Below are 17,235 nucleotides of genomic sequence, written 5' to 3' on the forward strand. Positions count from 1 at the left end.
TCTAAATATCTTTTGTGATAGATTTTACAATTTTATTATCTGACAAAAACTCTTTTAAAATCACTTTTAAGGCCGTGTATAAGGGAATAGCAGTAATCATTCCAACGACTCCAAAAAGTAATCCACCGATAATAATAATTAAAAATATTTCTAAAGGATGGGATTTTGTTGTTTTTGAAAAAATAAGTGGTTGACTCACAAAATTATCAATGAATTGAGCAATTAAATACCAAAACATAATCCATAATGAGGTCGATAATATTTGGGTTTGAAAATCTAATCCAATATTACTTGTCATTGATAAAACAAACATAATAACAGCACCAATCATTGGACCGACGTAGGGAATTAGGTTTAATAACGCACACAAAAAGGCAATAACTACGCCATTCTGAATATCAAAAGACAATAATATAATTGTGTACAACACAAATAAAATTGTAATTTGAAATAGTAATCCAATAAAATATCTTGAAAGTAAATCATTAATGGTTTCTAGAGACTTTGAAAACCTTCCTTCTGTTTCATTGGGTATAATTGTCATTACACCTTTTTTTAGTAATTGGCTATCTTTCATAAAAAAGAAAGAGATAAATAAAACAGAGAATAAACCAACACTTAAAGATCCAACAGCACCTAATACAGAATTTAATAAATTAGGAATTTCTTTAAATTGAGACATAAAATCAACCTCCTTTAATTCACTTAGAACATCAATTCCTTTTGACGAAAAATAAGCTGTAGTTTGACTAAATATTTGTTGAACATTTTGCTGTAGTTTATCGACTTCTAGCAAGGATAAACTTTTTCCTTGTTCTGCAACTAAAGGTATAAACATAACAATTAAACCTGTTAAAAGGCCTAACATTAAAGCCATTGTAAATATTACAGCGATGGTATTTGGGAATTTTAGTTTTCTTCTTAAAAAAAGAATAATGGGTCTTGCAATTAAAGATAAAATTCCTGCAATAATTATGTAAACGATTACAGATTGAATTATGTACAGAAAGTAAACAAATAGTAAAATTCCTAAAACAATTCCTATGGCTCTTAAAATTCCGTTTGCGATGGTTCTTGAATTCATTATTTATAGGCTTTTACGTCTCCCATACTTAATTTGTTTCCACTAGAAAATGCATGATTTGTAGGCAATAAAGTGCCACTTTCTGTAAGCTTCCAATCTTCCCAAGTCGCTGAGATTCCATTCAATTTCATACTTGGCACAAACATTTTAAAACTGTTAGGAACATAATTAGTATCTAAAACCCAAAGATAAGAATCTCCAGGGGTTGTTCCTCCAGTTGTATATTTTACTAAAAGAGCCTCTTGGGTATCTACTTTTTGAATACTCCTAATAATTCCGTTTTCGAATAGTTTATGCGGTGCAACTAGCCAAAAAGAATCGTTATTAAAAATATCCCAAGCTTTTTTTACAAGCGAGGAGTCCGCAATTTCTTGTTTTTTATTATGGAAATAAACAGCACTATTTTCTCTATTTCTTGTATGTAAATTTACGCGAATAGTATCCCAAGTAACTTCTGCTATATTTTTTTCTTTATCCCATTTAAAATGTCTTCTACCTCCAAAACTCCATTCTAGATATCGTGTTTTTCTATATGCTTCGTGATGGATAGCTTTTAGAATTTTAGAAGCAAGTTGATCTGCTTTTGGATTATATGCTTTTACATCTCCCAGATTTAACTTCATTCCAAATAAAGAAAGTTCATGTTTTGTGGGTAGTTTTATGCCTGCTGAAGTATTTTTCCATTCAGACCATGTTGCAGAAACACCACCCATAGGAATTATGGAAGTCCACATTTTAAATGATGTTGGAAAATAGTTTTCGTTTAAAATCCAGAGGTAAGAATCTCCTGGAGTTGATCCCCCTGAGGTATAGGTGATTAAAAGAGCATCTTTATCATTATACTTTACAATACGTCTTTCCGTACCAGCATCAAAAATTTTATAGGGTGCAACCAACCAAAAAGAATCATTATTAAAAAAATCACTTGCTTTTTTTAATAATTCTTGATTTTCTACTTTTTCATTATCAATAAAAATTTTAGATTCGGAAGGCTTACTGGTGTGTAAAATGACCTTATTTTTATCCCAAGAAACTTCAACAATGTTTTCTTGTTTGTGCCATTTATAAAAGTGTTTTCCTCTAAAACTCCATTCTAAAGTTTCCGATTGTAAAAAGGCATCATTGTTTAATGCATTCAACATTCTAATGGCTAAAGCATCTGCTTCTTTTCCTTTTTCTCCTTTAGGTAAAGGTTCGTGGTTTACGAAATAATAAATTCCGAGTGCTATAACTAATAGCAGTAAAAGAATTCCAATAAATTTAAAAAGCTTCTTCATTTTTTTACATTAAAAAATCTGAAGCTAAAATATCATTTTTTAAATGAAGAAACTATTTGTTCTACTCATAATAATCTAATATGTGTTTTTATGACCTCCGTTTTTATATTATTCTCGAATTTAAGTTTTTAAAAATCTGGAAAAATAGTTGTAAATTTTTTAGGATTTTCTTTGGTGATAGAAATTGTATCTTTTGTAAAAGGATGTATAAAATCTAGTGCAGATGCATGTAAATACAAACCTCTTCCGTTTAAAACAAGTCCTTCCTTAAAATATTCTTTGTCTCCTAAAATCGGATTTCCAATGGAAGATAAATGTTTTCTAAGCTGATGTTTTCTGCCAGTCTTTGGGCTAAGTTTCACCAAATTTAAAAAAGTGAAGCGTTTAGAAACTACCGTTCGCAAAACATCAAATTGCGTTAATGCTATTTTTTCATCAATATGAAAATTCATTTCACCATTTTCTTCCATTTTCCCAATCGTAATTGCAAAATATGTTTTTTGAATTTCGTTATTTTTAAATAATGCACTTAGTGCATTTATGGATGAACTTGTTTTTCCAATTAATAAAAGCCCACTTGTTGGATAATCTAATCTGTGAATTGGTTGCGGTCTTACAGCATCGAGTTGATTGCTTTTTTTTAAGTTTTGAGTTAATCCATTTGCTATGGTTACAAACTTATTTCCACTAACTAAAATACCTGCAGGTTTGTAAATAATGGCTAAATAATCATCTTCAAATAAAACTTCTAAATTTAGCTGTAATCTCTCAAAAATTGGTGAATTTTCAGCTTCAAAAAGCTCAATTTTTTCCCCGCCAGAAATATATTTTGAGGTTGTTGCTAAAACTCCATCAATAAAAATAAACTCTTTTTTAATAGCCTTTTTAATACCCGATTTTGTGGGAATAGTTTTAAAAACACCAACTCCATATTCTTGAAAACGAATCGGTTTTTCTTGTTTAATTGCATAATGAGTTTCCGCTAATTGCATTATTTAGCAAATAACTGACTCATATCCTTAAAAGCTTTAAACTCTAGTGCATTTTTTTCGGGATCAGTAAAAAACATTGTTGCTTGTTCTCCTACCTTTCCCTCAAAACGAATGCAAGGTGCTATTTCAAATTTTGTATTTTTAGCTTTTAATTGATTTGCTAAAGAATGCCAGTCTTCCCAAGTTAAAACGACTCCAAAATGCGGTACAGGAACATCGTGTCCATCAACAGGATTGGAAATTCTCTCTGGGTTAAATCCATCTTTCTGATGAATAACTAATTGATGTCCAAAGAAATTAAAATCTACCCAATGTTCAGAACTTCTACCTTCTTCACAGTTTAAAATATCTCTGTAAAACGTTCTACACTTTTCTAAATCTTGCACTGGAATTGCTAAATGGAATGGTTGTATCATTAGTTTAATTTAAAATGTTTTTACCATATTTATTTAAAAGTGAGTTTATTTGACTTTGTTTAATTATAAATTGATAATCTCCTAACTCATCAAGTGCTCTTTCTGCGTGATTGGAACATCTTTCTGAAGTTAAAACTATTGTTTTGTCTATAATTTTAAAGTCGATAAATTCTAAGGAATTAAAAGGCAAACTGTTCAAACAATTTTTATAAAGTTCTATTGTTTGGTTTAATCTATTTTTATCCTGCTTTGAAACAACTTCGTTGTTGATTTTTAATATATAGCTTTCTATTTCTTTTCTTTTTTCGCTTGAAATTAAAAGGAGTAATTCTTTTTTACCTTTTTTACTAAAAATGGAATCTAAATAAATCCGATGACCATTTGATAAATCATAATTATAAGTAGTTGAGAAAAATTCGCAATATGCACCACAGCCATCTGCATTTAGAGTAACGGAATACATTTTTTTATTAAGTGTGTTTATACTGTACGTTAAATCAGAAAGTATAGGAATAGAATTTTCTTTTGTTCCCCAAACGTTTTCAAAAATACTTTTGTGCTCTTTATTGATGTCTATATCAAGAAAATCTTTAAAAATTTCAGAATTTATTTTTTTAGTTATATGTAAAGGTTTACCTACTAATAAAGGAAAATCATATTTTAATTTTGGAGAATTTGGTTTTGTTTCCTCAATTTTTTTTACACTAAAATTTTCATCAGAACTACAACTGAAAAATATTAGAATTAAGAGTAAGTTTAAAATGTTTTTAATCATAGTTTCTATTTATAAAACCTAAAAACCAACAGCCGTGTCATCTCCGCGTTTATCTGCTCCACCCTCTAATTTTCCTTCTGGCAATATCAAAATAGCAGAAACTTTACCAATAATTTTAGAAGAAGTTTCGTCAATTAAATAATTAAGGTTTTTTAACTCCGCAATTACTTCTTTATTAAAACTATTAGGTTCCATTTTAATAACATCTGGTAACCATTGATGATGAAATCTTGCAGCATTTACAGCCTGCTGCATTCCCATTTTATATTCATGCACGTTTAGAATAGTCTGTAAAACAGATGTGATAATTGTTGATCCTCCAGGAGTTCCTACAACCATAAAAAGTTTTCCGTTTTTTTCTACGATTGTTGGTGTCATAGAACTTAACATTCTTTTTTCTGGAACAATTTCATTGGCTTTTGCACCAATTAAACCAAACATATTTGGCACACCAGGTTTGCTAGAAAAATCGTCCATTTCATTATTAAAGAAGAAACCTAATTCAGACGAATATAATTTGGAACCATAAGCGCCATTTAAAGTTGTTGTTACGGAAACCGCATTTCCAAATTGATCTACAATAGAGTAATGTGTGGTTTCATCACTTTCAATAATTTCGACATTACCATGAGAAACTTCAGAAGATTTAGTAGCTTTTTCAAAAGAAAAATTAGCCATTCTTTTTTCAGAGTATTCTTTAGAAATTAATTTTTGTTGCGGAATTGTTACAAAATCAGGATCACCTAAAAAGTAACTTCTGTCTGCATAAGCGCGTCTTTCTGCTTCTGTAATTACTTGAATTGACTTTGCACTATTATGCCCAAATTCATCCAAGTTAAAAGGCTCAATCGCTGTCATAATTTGAGCTAAACAAATACCTCCACTAGAAGGAGGAGACATAGAAATTACTTTTAAATCGTCATACTTAAAAGTAACGGGAGTTCTCCATTTGGCTTCATATTTAGATAAATCTTCTAAGGTTATAATTCCTCCGTTTTCTTGAATAAATTTCACCAAACGTTTTGCAGTTTCACCATTATAAAACTCCTCTTTTCCGTTCTGTTGTATTCTAGTTAAAGTTTCTGCTAAAGCAGGATATTTTATTGTGTCATTTTCTTGCCATTTTTCACTAAAAATAATAGAATCTTTATTCGCTTTTAAAAATAATGGTTGAAAGTATTTAATTCTTTTTTCTTGCTTTTTGGTAACGATTACACCGCGTTTTGCTAATTCAATTACTGGTTTTAGTATTTCTTCAATAGAAAGTGTTCCAAATTTTTTATGTGTTGCAAAAACTCCTGCAATTGTTCCAGGAACACCTACAGCCATTGCTCCAAGTGTACTTTTTCCTTTAATTACATTTTCTTTTGCATCCAAATACATGTTTTTGGTTGCAGCTAAAGGTGCTTTTTCTCTATAATCTAAGGCTCCAATTTCTCCGTCATTTTTTCTATAGACCATAAAACCACCACCACCAAGATTTCCTGCAAAAGGATATGCAACCGCTAAAGCTAATTCTGTACCAACCATTGCATCAAAAGCGTTTCCTCCTTTTTTTAAGATATCCGAACCAATTTTAGAAGCTTCTTCTCTGGCGGCAACAACCATGGCTTTTTGAGTTACCAATCCTGTTGTTTTTTCCTTATTTATTGCTGTTTCACAGTTTATAAGTAATAAAGATAGTGCGATAAGTAAACTGATTTTTCTCATAATTCTAATTGATTTCTTGAAGTTTTTGTACCGTAAAATTTTGTAAATCTTTAAAGAAAATGGTAAAGTCATTTTCAAATTCTTGATGTAAAATAGTTAAATCTTCGATGGCTAAATTCATTTGAGATTTTCCTTTTGTTCTGGTATTCATTCCGTTTAAAACACGTTCTATACCATCTTTAAATTGATAATTGAAAAGGATGTTATACTGAATCATGTATTTAATGAAATTCTGAGATTTTAAAGGCAATTCAGGTGAAATTTCATAGAAAAATTTATTAATGGAGTCTGTGTAAATATCTAATGGGATTACTGAATAATCTGCCCAGTTTTTTGCTAGAAAATAATCATAAAAAATATCTATAATTACACCATCGTAGTGCCTGTAGCGCTCGTGTAATCGTCTTTTACTTTTTCTAACAACTTCATGAGCGTCTGTAAATGTATCTATTTCTCTGTGCAAAAAAACACCTTGCTGAATTTCTTCCGAAAATCCATCGTAATTATTACCTTTAATATGATCTGCAATAAAATTTCCAATCATAATATTGGTATTGTTTTCCGATAAGTAGAGATGCGCTAGAAAATTCATTCGTTAAAAGTAAACAAAAAACAATAAGAGAGTAAAAAAAATATAAACTCTTTATTTCCTTTTAGAGACCAAAAGTTCTTCTAAACCAATTTTTTCTGGACGATAAGAATTTACAATATGATCACTTGGGTAGCCAAAAGAAAGGCCACAAACTAATTCATATCCTTTTGGCACATTGAAATGTTTATCTACTGGTTCTCTCCATAAATTTAAAGCTCCTTGTGCGCAAGTCCCTAAACCTTTACTCGTGGCGGATAACATTAAGTTTTGCATAAATAAACCTGCATCAACTAATGAAGTATACCCCATTTTTGGGTCTACAAAAATCCAAATACCAACAGGAGCATCAAAAAAAGTAAAGTTACGCGCCAAACTAGCAGCTCTTGCTTTTTTATCCTCTCTTTTTATACCAAGTACTTTATACAAACCAAAACCAGTTTTTACTCTTCTTTCTTGAAAAATTTCTGGATATTTACCTTGTATGGTCTTATACACTTTATTCACATTCAGTTTATATTTATGGGCAGTGTAAATTTTGCTGAATATGTTTAGTTTTCTTAATTTTTGGCCAGTATTGTACTTAAAAGTAAGATCTTCTCCTATTTTTTTTAGTATATCACCTTTTGCAACAACAACTTTAAAAGGTTGTGTATTGGAGCTTGAGGGAGCCTCTAAAGCTTCTTTTAGAACTTGATTGATAATTTCATCAGAAACGGGTGTGTTTTTAAAATCTCTAATACTTCTTCTGTTTTTATTTGTTTCCTCGAAAGTCACTGGCTAAAAGTTTAATTATTGTTAAAAGTAACTAAAAAACCACAACTAAAAAGTTGTGGTTTAGAGTATTAAATATGTTTTTTATTTTAATTATTTAACATTACAGGCATTACCAACATAGTAACTTTTTCCCCTTCATCTGTGCCGTCAATAGGTGTCAAGATTCCTGCTCTGTTTGGCAATGACATTTCAATTAAAACATCATTAGAACTTAAGTTGTTTAGCATTTCACTTAAAAAACGTGAGTTAAAACCAATTTGCATGTCATCTCCTTGGTAGTCGCAGCTCAATCGCTCATCCGCTTTGTTAGAAAAATCTAAATCTTCCGCAGAAATATTTAATTCTGTTCCTGCCATTTTTAATCGAATTTGGTGTGTAGTCTTACTAGAGAATATAGAAACACGTCTTACAGAGTTTAAAAAAGAAGCTCTATCAACTGTTAATTTATTTGGATTTTCTTTAGGAATTACAGCTTCGTAATTAGGATATTTCCCATCAATTAAACGACAAACTAAAACCACGTTATCAAAAGTGAATTTTGCATTTGCGTCATTATATTCAATTGTAACTTCGCTATCAGAACCACCTAAAATTCCTTTTAATAAATTTAAAGGTTTCTTTGGCATAATAAATTCTGCTGTCTGATCTGCAGTAACATCCGTTCTCGTGTATTTCACTAATTTATGAGCATCCGTAGCAACGAAGGTTAAGCTTTGTGAACTAAATTGAAAGAAAACACCACTCATTACCGGGCGTAAATCATCATTTCCTGCAGCAAATATTGTTTTAGAAATTGCCGTACCTAAAATATTTGCAGGAACCACTGTTTTACTTGGTGAAGGTAATGAAACTGCTTTAGGGAATTCATCTCCGCTAAAATAAGCCATATCATACTTCCCTTGATCAGAACTAATTTCAATCGTATTATCACCTTCTGTTTTAAATGTTAAAGGTTGGTCTGGAAAGGTCTTTAAAGTATCTAATAACAAACGTGCAGAAACCGCAATAGAAGCAGAACTATCACTTTCTACATCGACTACAGAACTCATTGTTGTTTCCAAATCTGATGCAGAAACTTTTAATTGATTTTCAGATAACTCAAACAAAAAGTTATCTAAAATTGGTAATGTGTTGTTGCTATTTATAACGCCTCCTAAAACTTGTAATTGTTTTAATAATTGAGAACTGGATACAATAAATTTCATGTAATATTTTTTCTTAATGTGTTCTACAAATATATTCTAAAAAAGTGACTTTAAAAATTATTTTATTAACAGGTTATGAGCATTTTGTTGATGATTTTAGAAATGTTATATTTATGTTAATTCATTCATTTTTATGGATAAAAAACTACATTTGTTTTCACGACTAATTTTAAAATATGAAGAAATTTTTACTTTCGATACTAGGTTTTTTATTAATTTCTGTTTCACTATTTGCTCAAAGTCCCCAAAAATTAACATCAAATAAGATTTTTGAGAAAATTCAAAAACTCAATTTTTTAGGAACTGCGTTATATATTGCTGCACACCCAGATGATGAAAATACACGATTAATTGCTTATTTAGCAAATAGTGTAAAAGCGAGAACAGGTTATTTGTCTTTAACTAGAGGAGATGGAGGACAAAATTTAATTGGTCCAGAAATTAGAGAATTGTTAGGTGTCATTAGAACTCAAGAATTGCTTGCAGCAAGAAGAATCGACGGTGGAGAGCAGTTTTTTACAAGAGCTAATGATTTTGGGTATTCTAAACATCCAGATGAAACACTAAAGATTTGGGATAAAGAAAAGGTTTTGAGTGACGTTGTTTGGGCAATTAGAACGTTTAAACCAGACGTAATTATCAATCGTTTTAATCATGAAACTCCTGGAACGACTCACGGTCATCATACAAGTTCTGCGATGTTAAGTGTAGAAGCTTTTGATTTGGCCAATGATAGCACTCAATACTCAGCACAATTAAAACATAGTAGTTTATGGAAGCCAAAACGTTTGTTTTTCAATACGTCTTCTTGGTTTTACAGAGATAAAAAAGCGTTTAAAATCGCTTCTAAAGATTTTATAAAATTTGACATTGGTGTATATTATCCTTTAAAGGGTTTGTCTAATAATGAGTTAGCTTCTATGGCAAGTAGCCAGCATTTGTGCCAAGGTTTTGGCAGGATTACCACAAGAGGAGAACAATCTGAATTTTTAAAATTTTTAAAAGGAGATACTTTAAAAGATAAAAAAGATATTTTTTCAGGAATTAATACCACTTGGAATCGCATTAAAGGCGGTGGAGAGATTGGAGCTATATTATATGAGGTTGAAGAAAAATTTGATTTTGTAAATCCGTCTAAACACATTCCAAAATTGTTGGAAGCTTTTCAAAAAATTCAACTTTTAGAGGATTCCCATTGGAGAAAAATTAAAGAAAAACAAATCAAAGAAATTATTGAAGCATCTGCAGGGCTTTATTTAGAAGCTTCAGCAAACGCTTCTAGCGGAGCACCAAATTCAAAAATAGACGTCAATTTTGAAGTATTAAATAGGAGTGAAGCTTTTATCATTTTATCCTCAATCAAATCTAAAATTGATGAAAAGTCAATTGTAAAAGAGGTGAACTTATCTAATAATAAAAAAATAAATTTTAAAGAGACGATTACTTTAAATACAAATCAATACTCTGATCCTTATTGGTTACGAGAATCTTCTTCTTTAGGAACTTATACAGTTAATAATCAAATATTAATTGGTAGTCCAGAAACACTAAGGCCAGCAAAAATGGATTTTAATTTGGTTATAGAAGGAATTCCGATTACCATCACTAAAAATGTAGTGAGAAGATATGCTGAACGTGATAAAGGTGAAATTTATGAGCCTTTTGAAATGATGCCTTTAGTTACCACAAAACTAAAAGACAAAGTACTTATTTTTTCCGATGAAACTGTAAAAAAAATAAGTGTTGTGGTAAAAGCGGGAGCGAATTTTACTTCTGGCAAAGTAAGCCTTCAAGTTCCAGAAAATTGGCAAATATCACCTAAAGAAATTGTATTTAATATTGCTCAGAAATATGATCAAGAGACAGTTGATTTTTTGGTCACACCGCCAAGTAATGAATCTGTTGGAAAATTAAAAGTAGTTGCCATTGCAGACGGAAAAGAGTATTCAAAAGAATTAATAGAAATAAATTACAATCATATTCCTAAACAATCTGTGCTATTAAACTCTGAAGCGAAAGTAGTTCGTTTAAATATTGAAAAAGTAGGTAATGAAATAGGTTATATTAAAGGTGCAGGTGATGCTGTTCCAGAAAGTTTGCGTCAAATTGGATATACCGTTGTTGAGATAAAACCATCAGAAATTAATGCAGAAAATTTAAAAAAATATGATGCAATTGTTTTAGGGATTAGAGCTTATAACGTTGTGAAAGAATTAAAATTTAAGCAAAAATTCCTATTAGATTATGTGAAAAAAGGGGGTAATATGATCGTGCAATATAACACCAATAGAAGAGTGAACGTAGACCCTCCGTATCCATTGAAACTTTCCAGAGATAGAGTTACAGATGAATTTTCTGAAGTGACTATTTTAGATGAAACGCATGAATTGTTGAACTTTCCAAATAAAATTACAGCGGAAGATTTTAAAGGTTGGGTGCAAGAACGTGGTTTGTACTTTCCTAATGCTTGGGATGAAAATTTTACAGCTATTTTATCTATGTATGATAAAGGAGAGTTGCCAAAAAACGGAAGTTTATTAATTGCAAAATATGGTGAGGGAAATTATATTTATACAGGTTTAAGTTTCTTTAGAGAATTGCCAGCAGGCGTTTCTGGTGCATATAAATTATTTGCAAATATGTTGTCTGTTGGGAAAAAGAAATAGTTTTAATTAGCGACTTTATATTCTTATTTTTTGGACTATTATGAAAGATAATAAGTAGTAATAATCTATTAGAAGTAATTATAGACTTTAGCTTTAGTAGCGGTGTTAAAAATAAACAGTAATTTATAAGCAAACAATTCAGTTAATATATATTCTTAATTTATGAATCAAGAAAAATACACCTGGAAAAAAGAATATTCATTCGTTCTAATAGCGAATGTAATTTACGTGATCATTTTCTATTTCATTTCAAATTATTTCACATCATAAGCTATGGGAATTTCAAACAAGTTGCATTATATAGATTGGATTATTTTGTCGGTTACACTCGTTTTTATTGTTGCTTATGGAACCTATATTACAAGAAAAAATGCGAATGTACAAGACTATATAAAAGGAGGGAATGACTCTAAGTGGTGGACTATCGGTTTGTCTGTAATGGCAACTCAAGCGAGTGCAATTACGTTTTTATCAACTCCAGGACAAGCATTTCACAGTGGCATGGGGTTTGTTCAATTTTACTTTGGTTTGCCGATTGCTATGATTATTATATGCGTTGTTTTTATTCCTATTTATCACAAGTTAAAAGTATATACAGCATATGAATTTTTAGAAGGTAGGTTCGATTTAAAAACAAGAAGTTTAGCCGCAATTTTATTCTTAATTCAGCGCGGCCTGGCTGCAGGAATAACCATTTTTGCGCCTGCAATTATTTTAAGTGCAGTTTTAGGTTGGGATTTATTGACTTTAAATATTATCATTGGATTTCTAGTAATTATATATACTGTTTCTGGCGGGACTAAAGCCGTAAATGTGACGCAAAAACAGCAAATGATTATCATTTTTACAGGAATGTTAATTGCGTTTTTCATGATTATGAGTCAACTTCCTGCAAATATTACCTTCAAAAATGCATTAGAAATTGCTGGAGCGAGCAATAAAATGGAAGTGTTAGATTTTTCTTTTGATTTAAGTAATAGATATACAGTTTGGACAGGTGTTTTAGGAGGGACCTTTTTAATGCTTTCCTATTTTGGAACAGATCAAAGTCAAGTTCAACGTTATTTGTCAGGTAAATCTGTTAGAGAAAGTCAATTAGGTTTAATTTTCAATGGATTGTTAAAAGTGCCAATGCAATTCTTTATTTTGTTAATTGGAGTTATGGTTTTTGTGTTTTATCAGTTTAACCCTTCACCATTAAACTTTAACCCTGGTGCTAATGAAGCAATTGAAAAATCTATTTATGTTGAAGAGTACCAGCAATTAAAGCAGGAGCACATCAATATTGAAAATAATAAAAAAGCACTTTTTGCTGATGGTTTTCAAATTGAAGAAAAAGAACAAATTCAAGATTTAAATACGAGAGATTTAGCCTTAAAAGCAAAATCAAAAGTAATTATTGATAAAATTGATAAAGAAAATACACTGGATAAAATAGAGTCAAATGATAAAGATTACGTTTTTATTCACTTTATATTAAACAATCTGCCAAGGGGGTTAATTGGGCTTTTATTGGCGGTAATTTTGTCGGCAGCAATGTCTTCCACTGCATCAGAACTAAATGCTTTGGCCAGCACTACGGCCATGGATCTATATAAGCGAAATATAAAAGAAGAAAAGAGCGATGAGCATTTTGTAAAAGCATCTAAATGGTTCACATTAGCTTGGGGTATTATTGCCATTTCTGTTGCTTGTGTGGCAAATTTATTTGATAACTTAATTCAATTGGTAAATATTATTGGTTCTATTTTTTATGGAAATGTTTTAGGTATTTTTTTATTGGCATTTTTCTTCAAAAAAGTAAACGGAAATTCGGTTTTTAAATCTGCTGTAATAACTCAAATCCTAATTTGTTCAATTTATTATTTTGGAATTTATAAATTAGAGTCACAGGATTTAGAACCTGTCGTTAGTTATTTATGGTTAAATTTTATAGGTTGCATTTTAGTCTTATTTTTTTCATTGGCATTTGTTTTTAAATCGATTAACAGACAAAGTAAAATTACTTTAATAGTTACATCTCTAGTAATTTTTAAAATTACATATGATATTTTAAATGATGTGTCTTTAAATATAATTCACGTACTTTCTTTAATCGTTTTATTTTTCTTTCTAGGTTTTTTCAGTATTGATAAAACAATATTGAATGAAAAATAACAATATTAAATGGGGAATTATTGGCTTAGGCAAAATTGCACATAAATTCGCCACAGATTTAGCGTCTACAGAAAATGTAACGTTAGTTGCAGTAGCTTCAAGAAGTCAGCAAAATGCAGAGGAATTTGCAGAAAAATATCAAGTAAAAAAAGCATTTAATTCTTATTTAGATTTGGCAAAAGATCCAACAATTGATGCTGTTTATATTGCCACTCCACACAGTTTTCATAAAGAACATACGATACTTTGTTTGCAAAACAAAAAGGCAGTTTTATGCGAAAAACCATTTGCTATGAATTTGCGAGAAGTAGAAGAAATGATTGCTATTGCCAAACACAATAATGTACTGTTAATGGAGGCTCTGTGGACTTTCTTTTTGCCTCATTTTAGGTATGTTTTAGACATCGTTAAAAATAAAAAGTTCGGAAACTTAAAGAATTTAGAAGCAGATTTTGGCTTCTACACTCCTTACAATACAGAAAGTAGATTGTTTAAAAAAGAGGTCGGCGGAGGTAGTTTGTTAGATATCGGAATTTATCCAATTTTTGCAGCATTATCTACTTTGGGAAAACCAAAAAAGATAGAAGCGGCAGCTACTTTTTTTAAAAACGGGGTAGATTCAAGTTGCTCAGTAGTATTTGATTATGGTAGTGCGAAAGCACATTTAAAAAGTACATTATTAGAAGAAACACCCACTGAAGCTGTTTTTACTTTTGAAGATGCCATTCTAAAATTAAACACTCGTTTTCATGAAACACCTTATGTAACTATTTATAAAAACGACAAAGAAGAATTTCTTGATTTTAAATATAAAACTATTGGTTATAGTTTTGAAGCGGAACATTTTAGCCAACTAATAAGAGAAGAAAAAAAAGAAAGTAATATCATGACTTTTGAGTTTTCTAAAGACTTAATAGCTACTTTAGATCAGGTTAGAGAAATTATTGGTTTGGAGTATTAGAATAAAAGGGAGAATATATAAGGATCTAATCTCCTGAAATGGTTTGCTTTTCTAGTGTTGTTAGCGAACTTTATTTTTGAGTCAAAAATAATGAAAAGTCACGATGTTATAAACTAAAAAAATCTCAAGTGTCAACTTGAGATTTTAAATATTTAAAAGTAAAGAAAACAATTTTACATTGCTCCCCACTCTTTAAGAGATTCAGTATTCATTTTTATATATGCATCATTTTTGGACGCCTTAGCACCTTCTAAAGATTTTTTAGCAGTCGCAATTGCTTTATCTTTATCACCCATTTTTGCATAAATTAAAGACTGTTGCCTTAGTTGCCAAAAGCCAGGTTTCTCAATCATAGACATGGCTTTTTCCATCCATTCATTAGCTTTTTCAATATCTTTATCTTGCTGGCTATAATAGATTGCAGCATTATAATAATCTCCAGATTTAGGAGATGCAGCCATCACAGCATCAATAGTTTCAGAAACCAGTTGATCAGTAGGAACTTCAAGTTTAATTCCAACATATGTTTTTTCCCAAATAAGTCCAATTACGACAGATGTACTTGTTACGTCATCGAAAGAAATAGTGAATGACTCAATATTCATCGGCATAGACTCAACTTTTACGGTAGTTTTTGCAGCTATTTTATTATCGTCCCAATCTCTTGGAACACCGCTTTTATCCGAATCAGAATAAAACATTACTTCCCAAGTATCTTTGTTTGGTACAGAATACAATCCGTAAGAGCCCGCTTTTAATGTTTGTCCATCTATGGTTACATCAGAACTAAAAGTTACTTTTGTGTTTGCATTTGCACCAGTTCTCCATGTTTTTCCGTAACTAACTAGATCACCAAAAATAGTTCTTCCTTTTACTCCAGGTCTGGAATATTCTATGTCAATATCTGTCAATCCTACCCTTTGAGATACCTTACCTAGAGGACTAGGAGCAGGTGTTGTTATTTTTAATTCAACAACAGGTTCGGTAACTGTTTTTACAACTGCTTGTTCATTTTCTTTACAACTAGTAAGAGAAAGCACTAGTGCGAAAATAAAGATATTTAAAATTTTAAAAATTGGTTTATTCATGATTAGTTTAAATTTTTCATAAAGTTACAAATTCAAAAAATGACAATTGTTAACAAAACCTTAAAATAAGGGTTTGTATCTTTGTGCTTTATTTAAAATAATGAAGAAATATATATCAGAATTTATTGGAACCTTCTCTATGATTTTCTGTGGAACGGGAGCAATGACAGTCAATGAAGTTACGGGAGGTAATGTTACACATGTAGGAATTGCAATTACTTGGGGATTAATAGTTATGGCGATGATTTATGCTTTTGGAGAAACTTCTGGAGCCCATTTTAATCCTGCTGTGACAATCGCTTTTGCTTATGCAAAAAAGTTCTCTTGGAAAGAAGTTCCCCAATATATAAGTGCTCAAGTTTTGGGTGCTTTTGCAGCCAGTTTAATTCTATGGTTTCTGTTTCCTGCGAGTGAAATTTTAGGAGCCACTATTCCAACTGTAGATGTTTGGCGTGCTTTTGTGCTAGAATTATTATTAACCTTTTTCTTAATGGTTGTAATCATAAATGTTTCCACCGGAAGTAAAGAAATTGGTGTAGTTGCTGGTATCGCGATTGGAGCAGTTGTTTTGTTAGAAGCCATGTTTGCAGGTCCAATTACAAACGCTTCAATGAATCCTGCACGTTCTATAGCTCCAGCAATTGTTTCGGGTCATTTAGAGCATCTGTGGATGTATATTGTAGCTCCAATTCTAGGAGCTTTGTTAGCAGTAGTTTCTTGTAAATTAGTAAAAGATGAAAACTGTTGCGATGAGAAATGTTAGTATTTTAGGTTGTGGTTGGTTAGGTAAATCATTAGCAATCTACTTGTTAGATGAAGGATATTCCTTAAAAGGATCTACGACAAGGGAAGAGAAGTTAGAACTTTTGCAAGTCAATAATATTGAACCTTTTATTATAGATATTAGTTCTTTTGAAGAATTTGACGACTTTTTACAGTCAGATATTTTGATTATTGCGATTACCTCTAAAGATATAGATGGGTTTGAAAATCTAATTGCTCAAATTGAAAATTCTAGCATTCAAAAAGTAATTTTTATAAGTTCTACTTCAGTCTATGCCAGGTTAAATAAAGTAATGACTGAAGAAGATGAAGTTTTAAAAACACCTCTAACAGCAATTGAAAATCTATTTAGAGAGAATACTTTTTTTGAAACTACTATCATCCGTTTTGCAGGTTTATTTGGTGATGAAAGACATCCATCAAATTGGTTTAAGAACGGACGTAAAATTCCACAGCCAAAGGGATTTGTGAATATGATTCATAAAGAAGATTGTATCGAAATTATTCATGAAATCATTGCTCAAAATTGTTGGAATGAAATCTTTAATGCCTGCTCTAATCATCATCCAACCAGAAGAGAGTTTTATATAATGGCAAAATTGAGTGCTGATTTTGAGGTTCCTGAATTTGAAGAAAATGAATGCTATGAATGGAAAATTATAAGCTCTAAGAAAGTTCAAAAAGTTCTAGGCTACAAATTTGTTCATGACGATTTATTAAACATTTAGTATTATCACTTCAATTAATAAGAATAA

At 30.7% G+C, this 17,235-nt stretch carries 15 protein-coding genes; 5 read left to right on the forward strand and 10 right to left on the reverse strand.

Features of this window, described 5'->3' with window-relative positions:
- Position 1: 1 nt before the first annotated feature.
- From BLT88_RS05520 to dnaN, 9 genes are all read right to left on the reverse strand, one after another.
- Positions 2–1,084, reverse strand: a complete 1,083-nt coding sequence (locus BLT88_RS05520; RefSeq protein ID WP_091953545.1) for an AI-2E family transporter — start codon at positions 1,082–1,084, stop codon at positions 2–4.
- Complete coding sequence (locus BLT88_RS05525; protein WP_091953546.1) at positions 1,084–2,361, reverse strand: hypothetical protein; 1,278 nt, start codon at positions 2,359–2,361, stop codon at positions 1,084–1,086. Before BLT88_RS05525 ends, BLT88_RS05520 begins: the two co-directional genes overlap by 1 nt.
- 128 nt (positions 2,362–2,489) lie before the next feature.
- Positions 2,490–3,353 (reverse strand): RluA family pseudouridine synthase, encoded by an 864-nt coding sequence (locus tag BLT88_RS05530; RefSeq protein ID WP_091953548.1) that lies wholly within the window; start codon positions 3,351–3,353, stop codon positions 2,490–2,492.
- On the reverse strand, positions 3,353–3,769 hold the full coding sequence (locus BLT88_RS05535; protein ID WP_091953549.1) for a VOC family protein: 417 nt from the start codon (positions 3,767–3,769) through the stop codon (positions 3,353–3,355). Before BLT88_RS05535 ends, BLT88_RS05530 begins: the two co-directional genes overlap by 1 nt.
- 4 nt (positions 3,770–3,773) lie before the next feature.
- A complete protein-coding gene (locus tag BLT88_RS05540) occupies positions 3,774–4,544 on the reverse strand; it encodes a hypothetical protein (protein ID WP_091953551.1) in 771 nt (256 codons plus the stop codon).
- An 18-nt stretch (positions 4,545–4,562) separates the two neighbouring features.
- Complete coding sequence (ggt, locus tag BLT88_RS05545; protein ID WP_091955663.1) at positions 4,563–6,254, reverse strand: gamma-glutamyltransferase; 1,692 nt, start codon at positions 6,252–6,254, stop codon at positions 4,563–4,565.
- A gap of 4 nt (positions 6,255–6,258) precedes the next feature.
- Complete coding sequence (locus BLT88_RS05550) at positions 6,259–6,846, reverse strand: ACP phosphodiesterase (RefSeq protein ID WP_231960086.1); 588 nt, start codon at positions 6,844–6,846, stop codon at positions 6,259–6,261.
- A gap of 51 nt (positions 6,847–6,897) precedes the next feature.
- Positions 6,898–7,620: a nitroreductase gene (locus tag BLT88_RS05555; RefSeq protein WP_091953552.1), complete on the reverse strand. Its 723-nt coding sequence runs from the start codon at positions 7,618–7,620 to the stop codon at positions 6,898–6,900.
- Positions 7,621–7,706: 86 nt separating this feature from the next.
- Positions 7,707–8,825 (reverse strand): DNA polymerase III subunit beta, encoded by a 1,119-nt coding sequence (dnaN, locus tag BLT88_RS05560; RefSeq protein WP_036785362.1) that lies wholly within the window; start codon positions 8,823–8,825, stop codon positions 7,707–7,709.
- 176 nt (positions 8,826–9,001) lie between these two features.
- On the opposite strand from dnaN, the gene BLT88_RS05565 reads away from it, so the two are divergent.
- From BLT88_RS05565 to BLT88_RS05575, 3 genes are all read left to right on the forward strand, one after another.
- On the forward strand, positions 9,002–11,491 hold the full coding sequence (locus BLT88_RS05565) for a PIG-L family deacetylase (RefSeq protein WP_091953554.1): 2,490 nt from the start codon (positions 9,002–9,004) through the stop codon (positions 11,489–11,491).
- Between the two features lie 273 nt (positions 11,492–11,764).
- The gene (locus BLT88_RS05570; RefSeq protein WP_091953555.1) at positions 11,765–13,648 is read left to right on the forward strand and encodes a sodium:solute symporter; all 1,884 of its coding nucleotides are present in this window, start codon (positions 11,765–11,767) and stop codon (positions 13,646–13,648) included.
- The gene (locus tag BLT88_RS05575) at positions 13,638–14,609 is read left to right on the forward strand and encodes a Gfo/Idh/MocA family protein (protein WP_091953557.1); all 972 of its coding nucleotides are present in this window, start codon (positions 13,638–13,640) and stop codon (positions 14,607–14,609) included. Before BLT88_RS05570 ends, BLT88_RS05575 begins: the two co-directional genes overlap by 11 nt.
- A 173-nt stretch (positions 14,610–14,782) precedes the next feature.
- Here the strand turns inward: BLT88_RS05575 and BLT88_RS05580 are convergent, their stop codons facing one another.
- Positions 14,783–15,697 (reverse strand): DUF2911 domain-containing protein, encoded by a 915-nt coding sequence (locus BLT88_RS05580; RefSeq protein WP_091953558.1) that lies wholly within the window; start codon positions 15,695–15,697, stop codon positions 14,783–14,785.
- Between the two features lie 100 nt (positions 15,698–15,797).
- Here BLT88_RS05580 and BLT88_RS05585 point away from each other — a divergent pair, with 100 nt between their 5' ends.
- Together BLT88_RS05585 and BLT88_RS05590 are read left to right on the forward strand one after the other, a co-directional pair.
- Complete coding sequence (locus BLT88_RS05585) at positions 15,798–16,460, forward strand: MIP/aquaporin family protein (protein ID WP_036785374.1); 663 nt, start codon at positions 15,798–15,800, stop codon at positions 16,458–16,460.
- Positions 16,432–17,208: an NAD(P)H-binding protein gene (locus tag BLT88_RS05590; protein ID WP_231960087.1), complete on the forward strand. Its 777-nt coding sequence runs from the start codon at positions 16,432–16,434 to the stop codon at positions 17,206–17,208. Before BLT88_RS05585 ends, BLT88_RS05590 begins: the two co-directional genes overlap by 29 nt.
- The last annotated feature ends 27 nt before the right edge of the window (positions 17,209–17,235 follow it).

Source organism: Polaribacter sp. Hel1_33_78, assembly GCF_900106075.1.
GTDB lineage: Bacteria > Bacteroidota > Bacteroidia > Flavobacteriales > Flavobacteriaceae > Polaribacter.

What these genes read in the sequence shown, in the direction of transcription:
- BLT88_RS05520 (WP_091953545.1), bottom strand. Translation starts at nt 1,084, where the DNA reads ATGAATTCAAGAACCATCGCAAACGGAATTTTAAGAGCCATAGGAATT.
- BLT88_RS05525 (WP_091953546.1), bottom strand. Translation starts at nt 2,361, where the DNA reads ATGAAGAAGCTTTTTAAATTTATTGGAATTCTTTTACTGCTATTAGTT.
- BLT88_RS05530 (WP_091953548.1), bottom strand. Translation starts at nt 3,353, where the DNA reads ATGCAATTAGCGGAAACTCATTATGCAATTAAACAAGAAAAACCGATT.
- BLT88_RS05535 (WP_091953549.1), bottom strand. Translation starts at nt 3,769, where the DNA reads ATGATACAACCATTCCATTTAGCAATTCCAGTGCAAGATTTAGAAAAG.
- BLT88_RS05540 (WP_091953551.1), bottom strand. Translation starts at nt 4,544, where the DNA reads ATGATTAAAAACATTTTAAACTTACTCTTAATTCTAATATTTTTCAGT.
- ggt (WP_091955663.1), bottom strand. Translation starts at nt 6,254, where the DNA reads ATGAGAAAAATCAGTTTACTTATCGCACTATCTTTATTACTTATAAAC.
- BLT88_RS05550 (WP_231960086.1), bottom strand. Translation starts at nt 6,846, where the DNA reads ATGAATTTTCTAGCGCATCTCTACTTATCGGAAAACAATACCAATATT.
- dnaN (WP_036785362.1), bottom strand. Translation starts at nt 8,825, where the DNA reads ATGAAATTTATTGTATCCAGTTCTCAATTATTAAAACAATTACAAGTT.
- BLT88_RS05565 (WP_091953554.1), top strand. Translation starts at nt 9,002, where the DNA reads ATGAAGAAATTTTTACTTTCGATACTAGGTTTTTTATTAATTTCTGTT.
- BLT88_RS05570 (WP_091953555.1), top strand. Translation starts at nt 11,765, where the DNA reads ATGGGAATTTCAAACAAGTTGCATTATATAGATTGGATTATTTTGTCG.
- BLT88_RS05575 (WP_091953557.1), top strand. Translation starts at nt 13,638, where the DNA reads ATGAAAAATAACAATATTAAATGGGGAATTATTGGCTTAGGCAAAATT.
- BLT88_RS05580 (WP_091953558.1), bottom strand. Translation starts at nt 15,697, where the DNA reads ATGAATAAACCAATTTTTAAAATTTTAAATATCTTTATTTTCGCACTA.
- BLT88_RS05585 (WP_036785374.1), top strand. Translation starts at nt 15,798, where the DNA reads ATGAAGAAATATATATCAGAATTTATTGGAACCTTCTCTATGATTTTC.
- BLT88_RS05590 (WP_231960087.1), top strand. Translation starts at nt 16,432, where the DNA reads ATGAAAACTGTTGCGATGAGAAATGTTAGTATTTTAGGTTGTGGTTGG.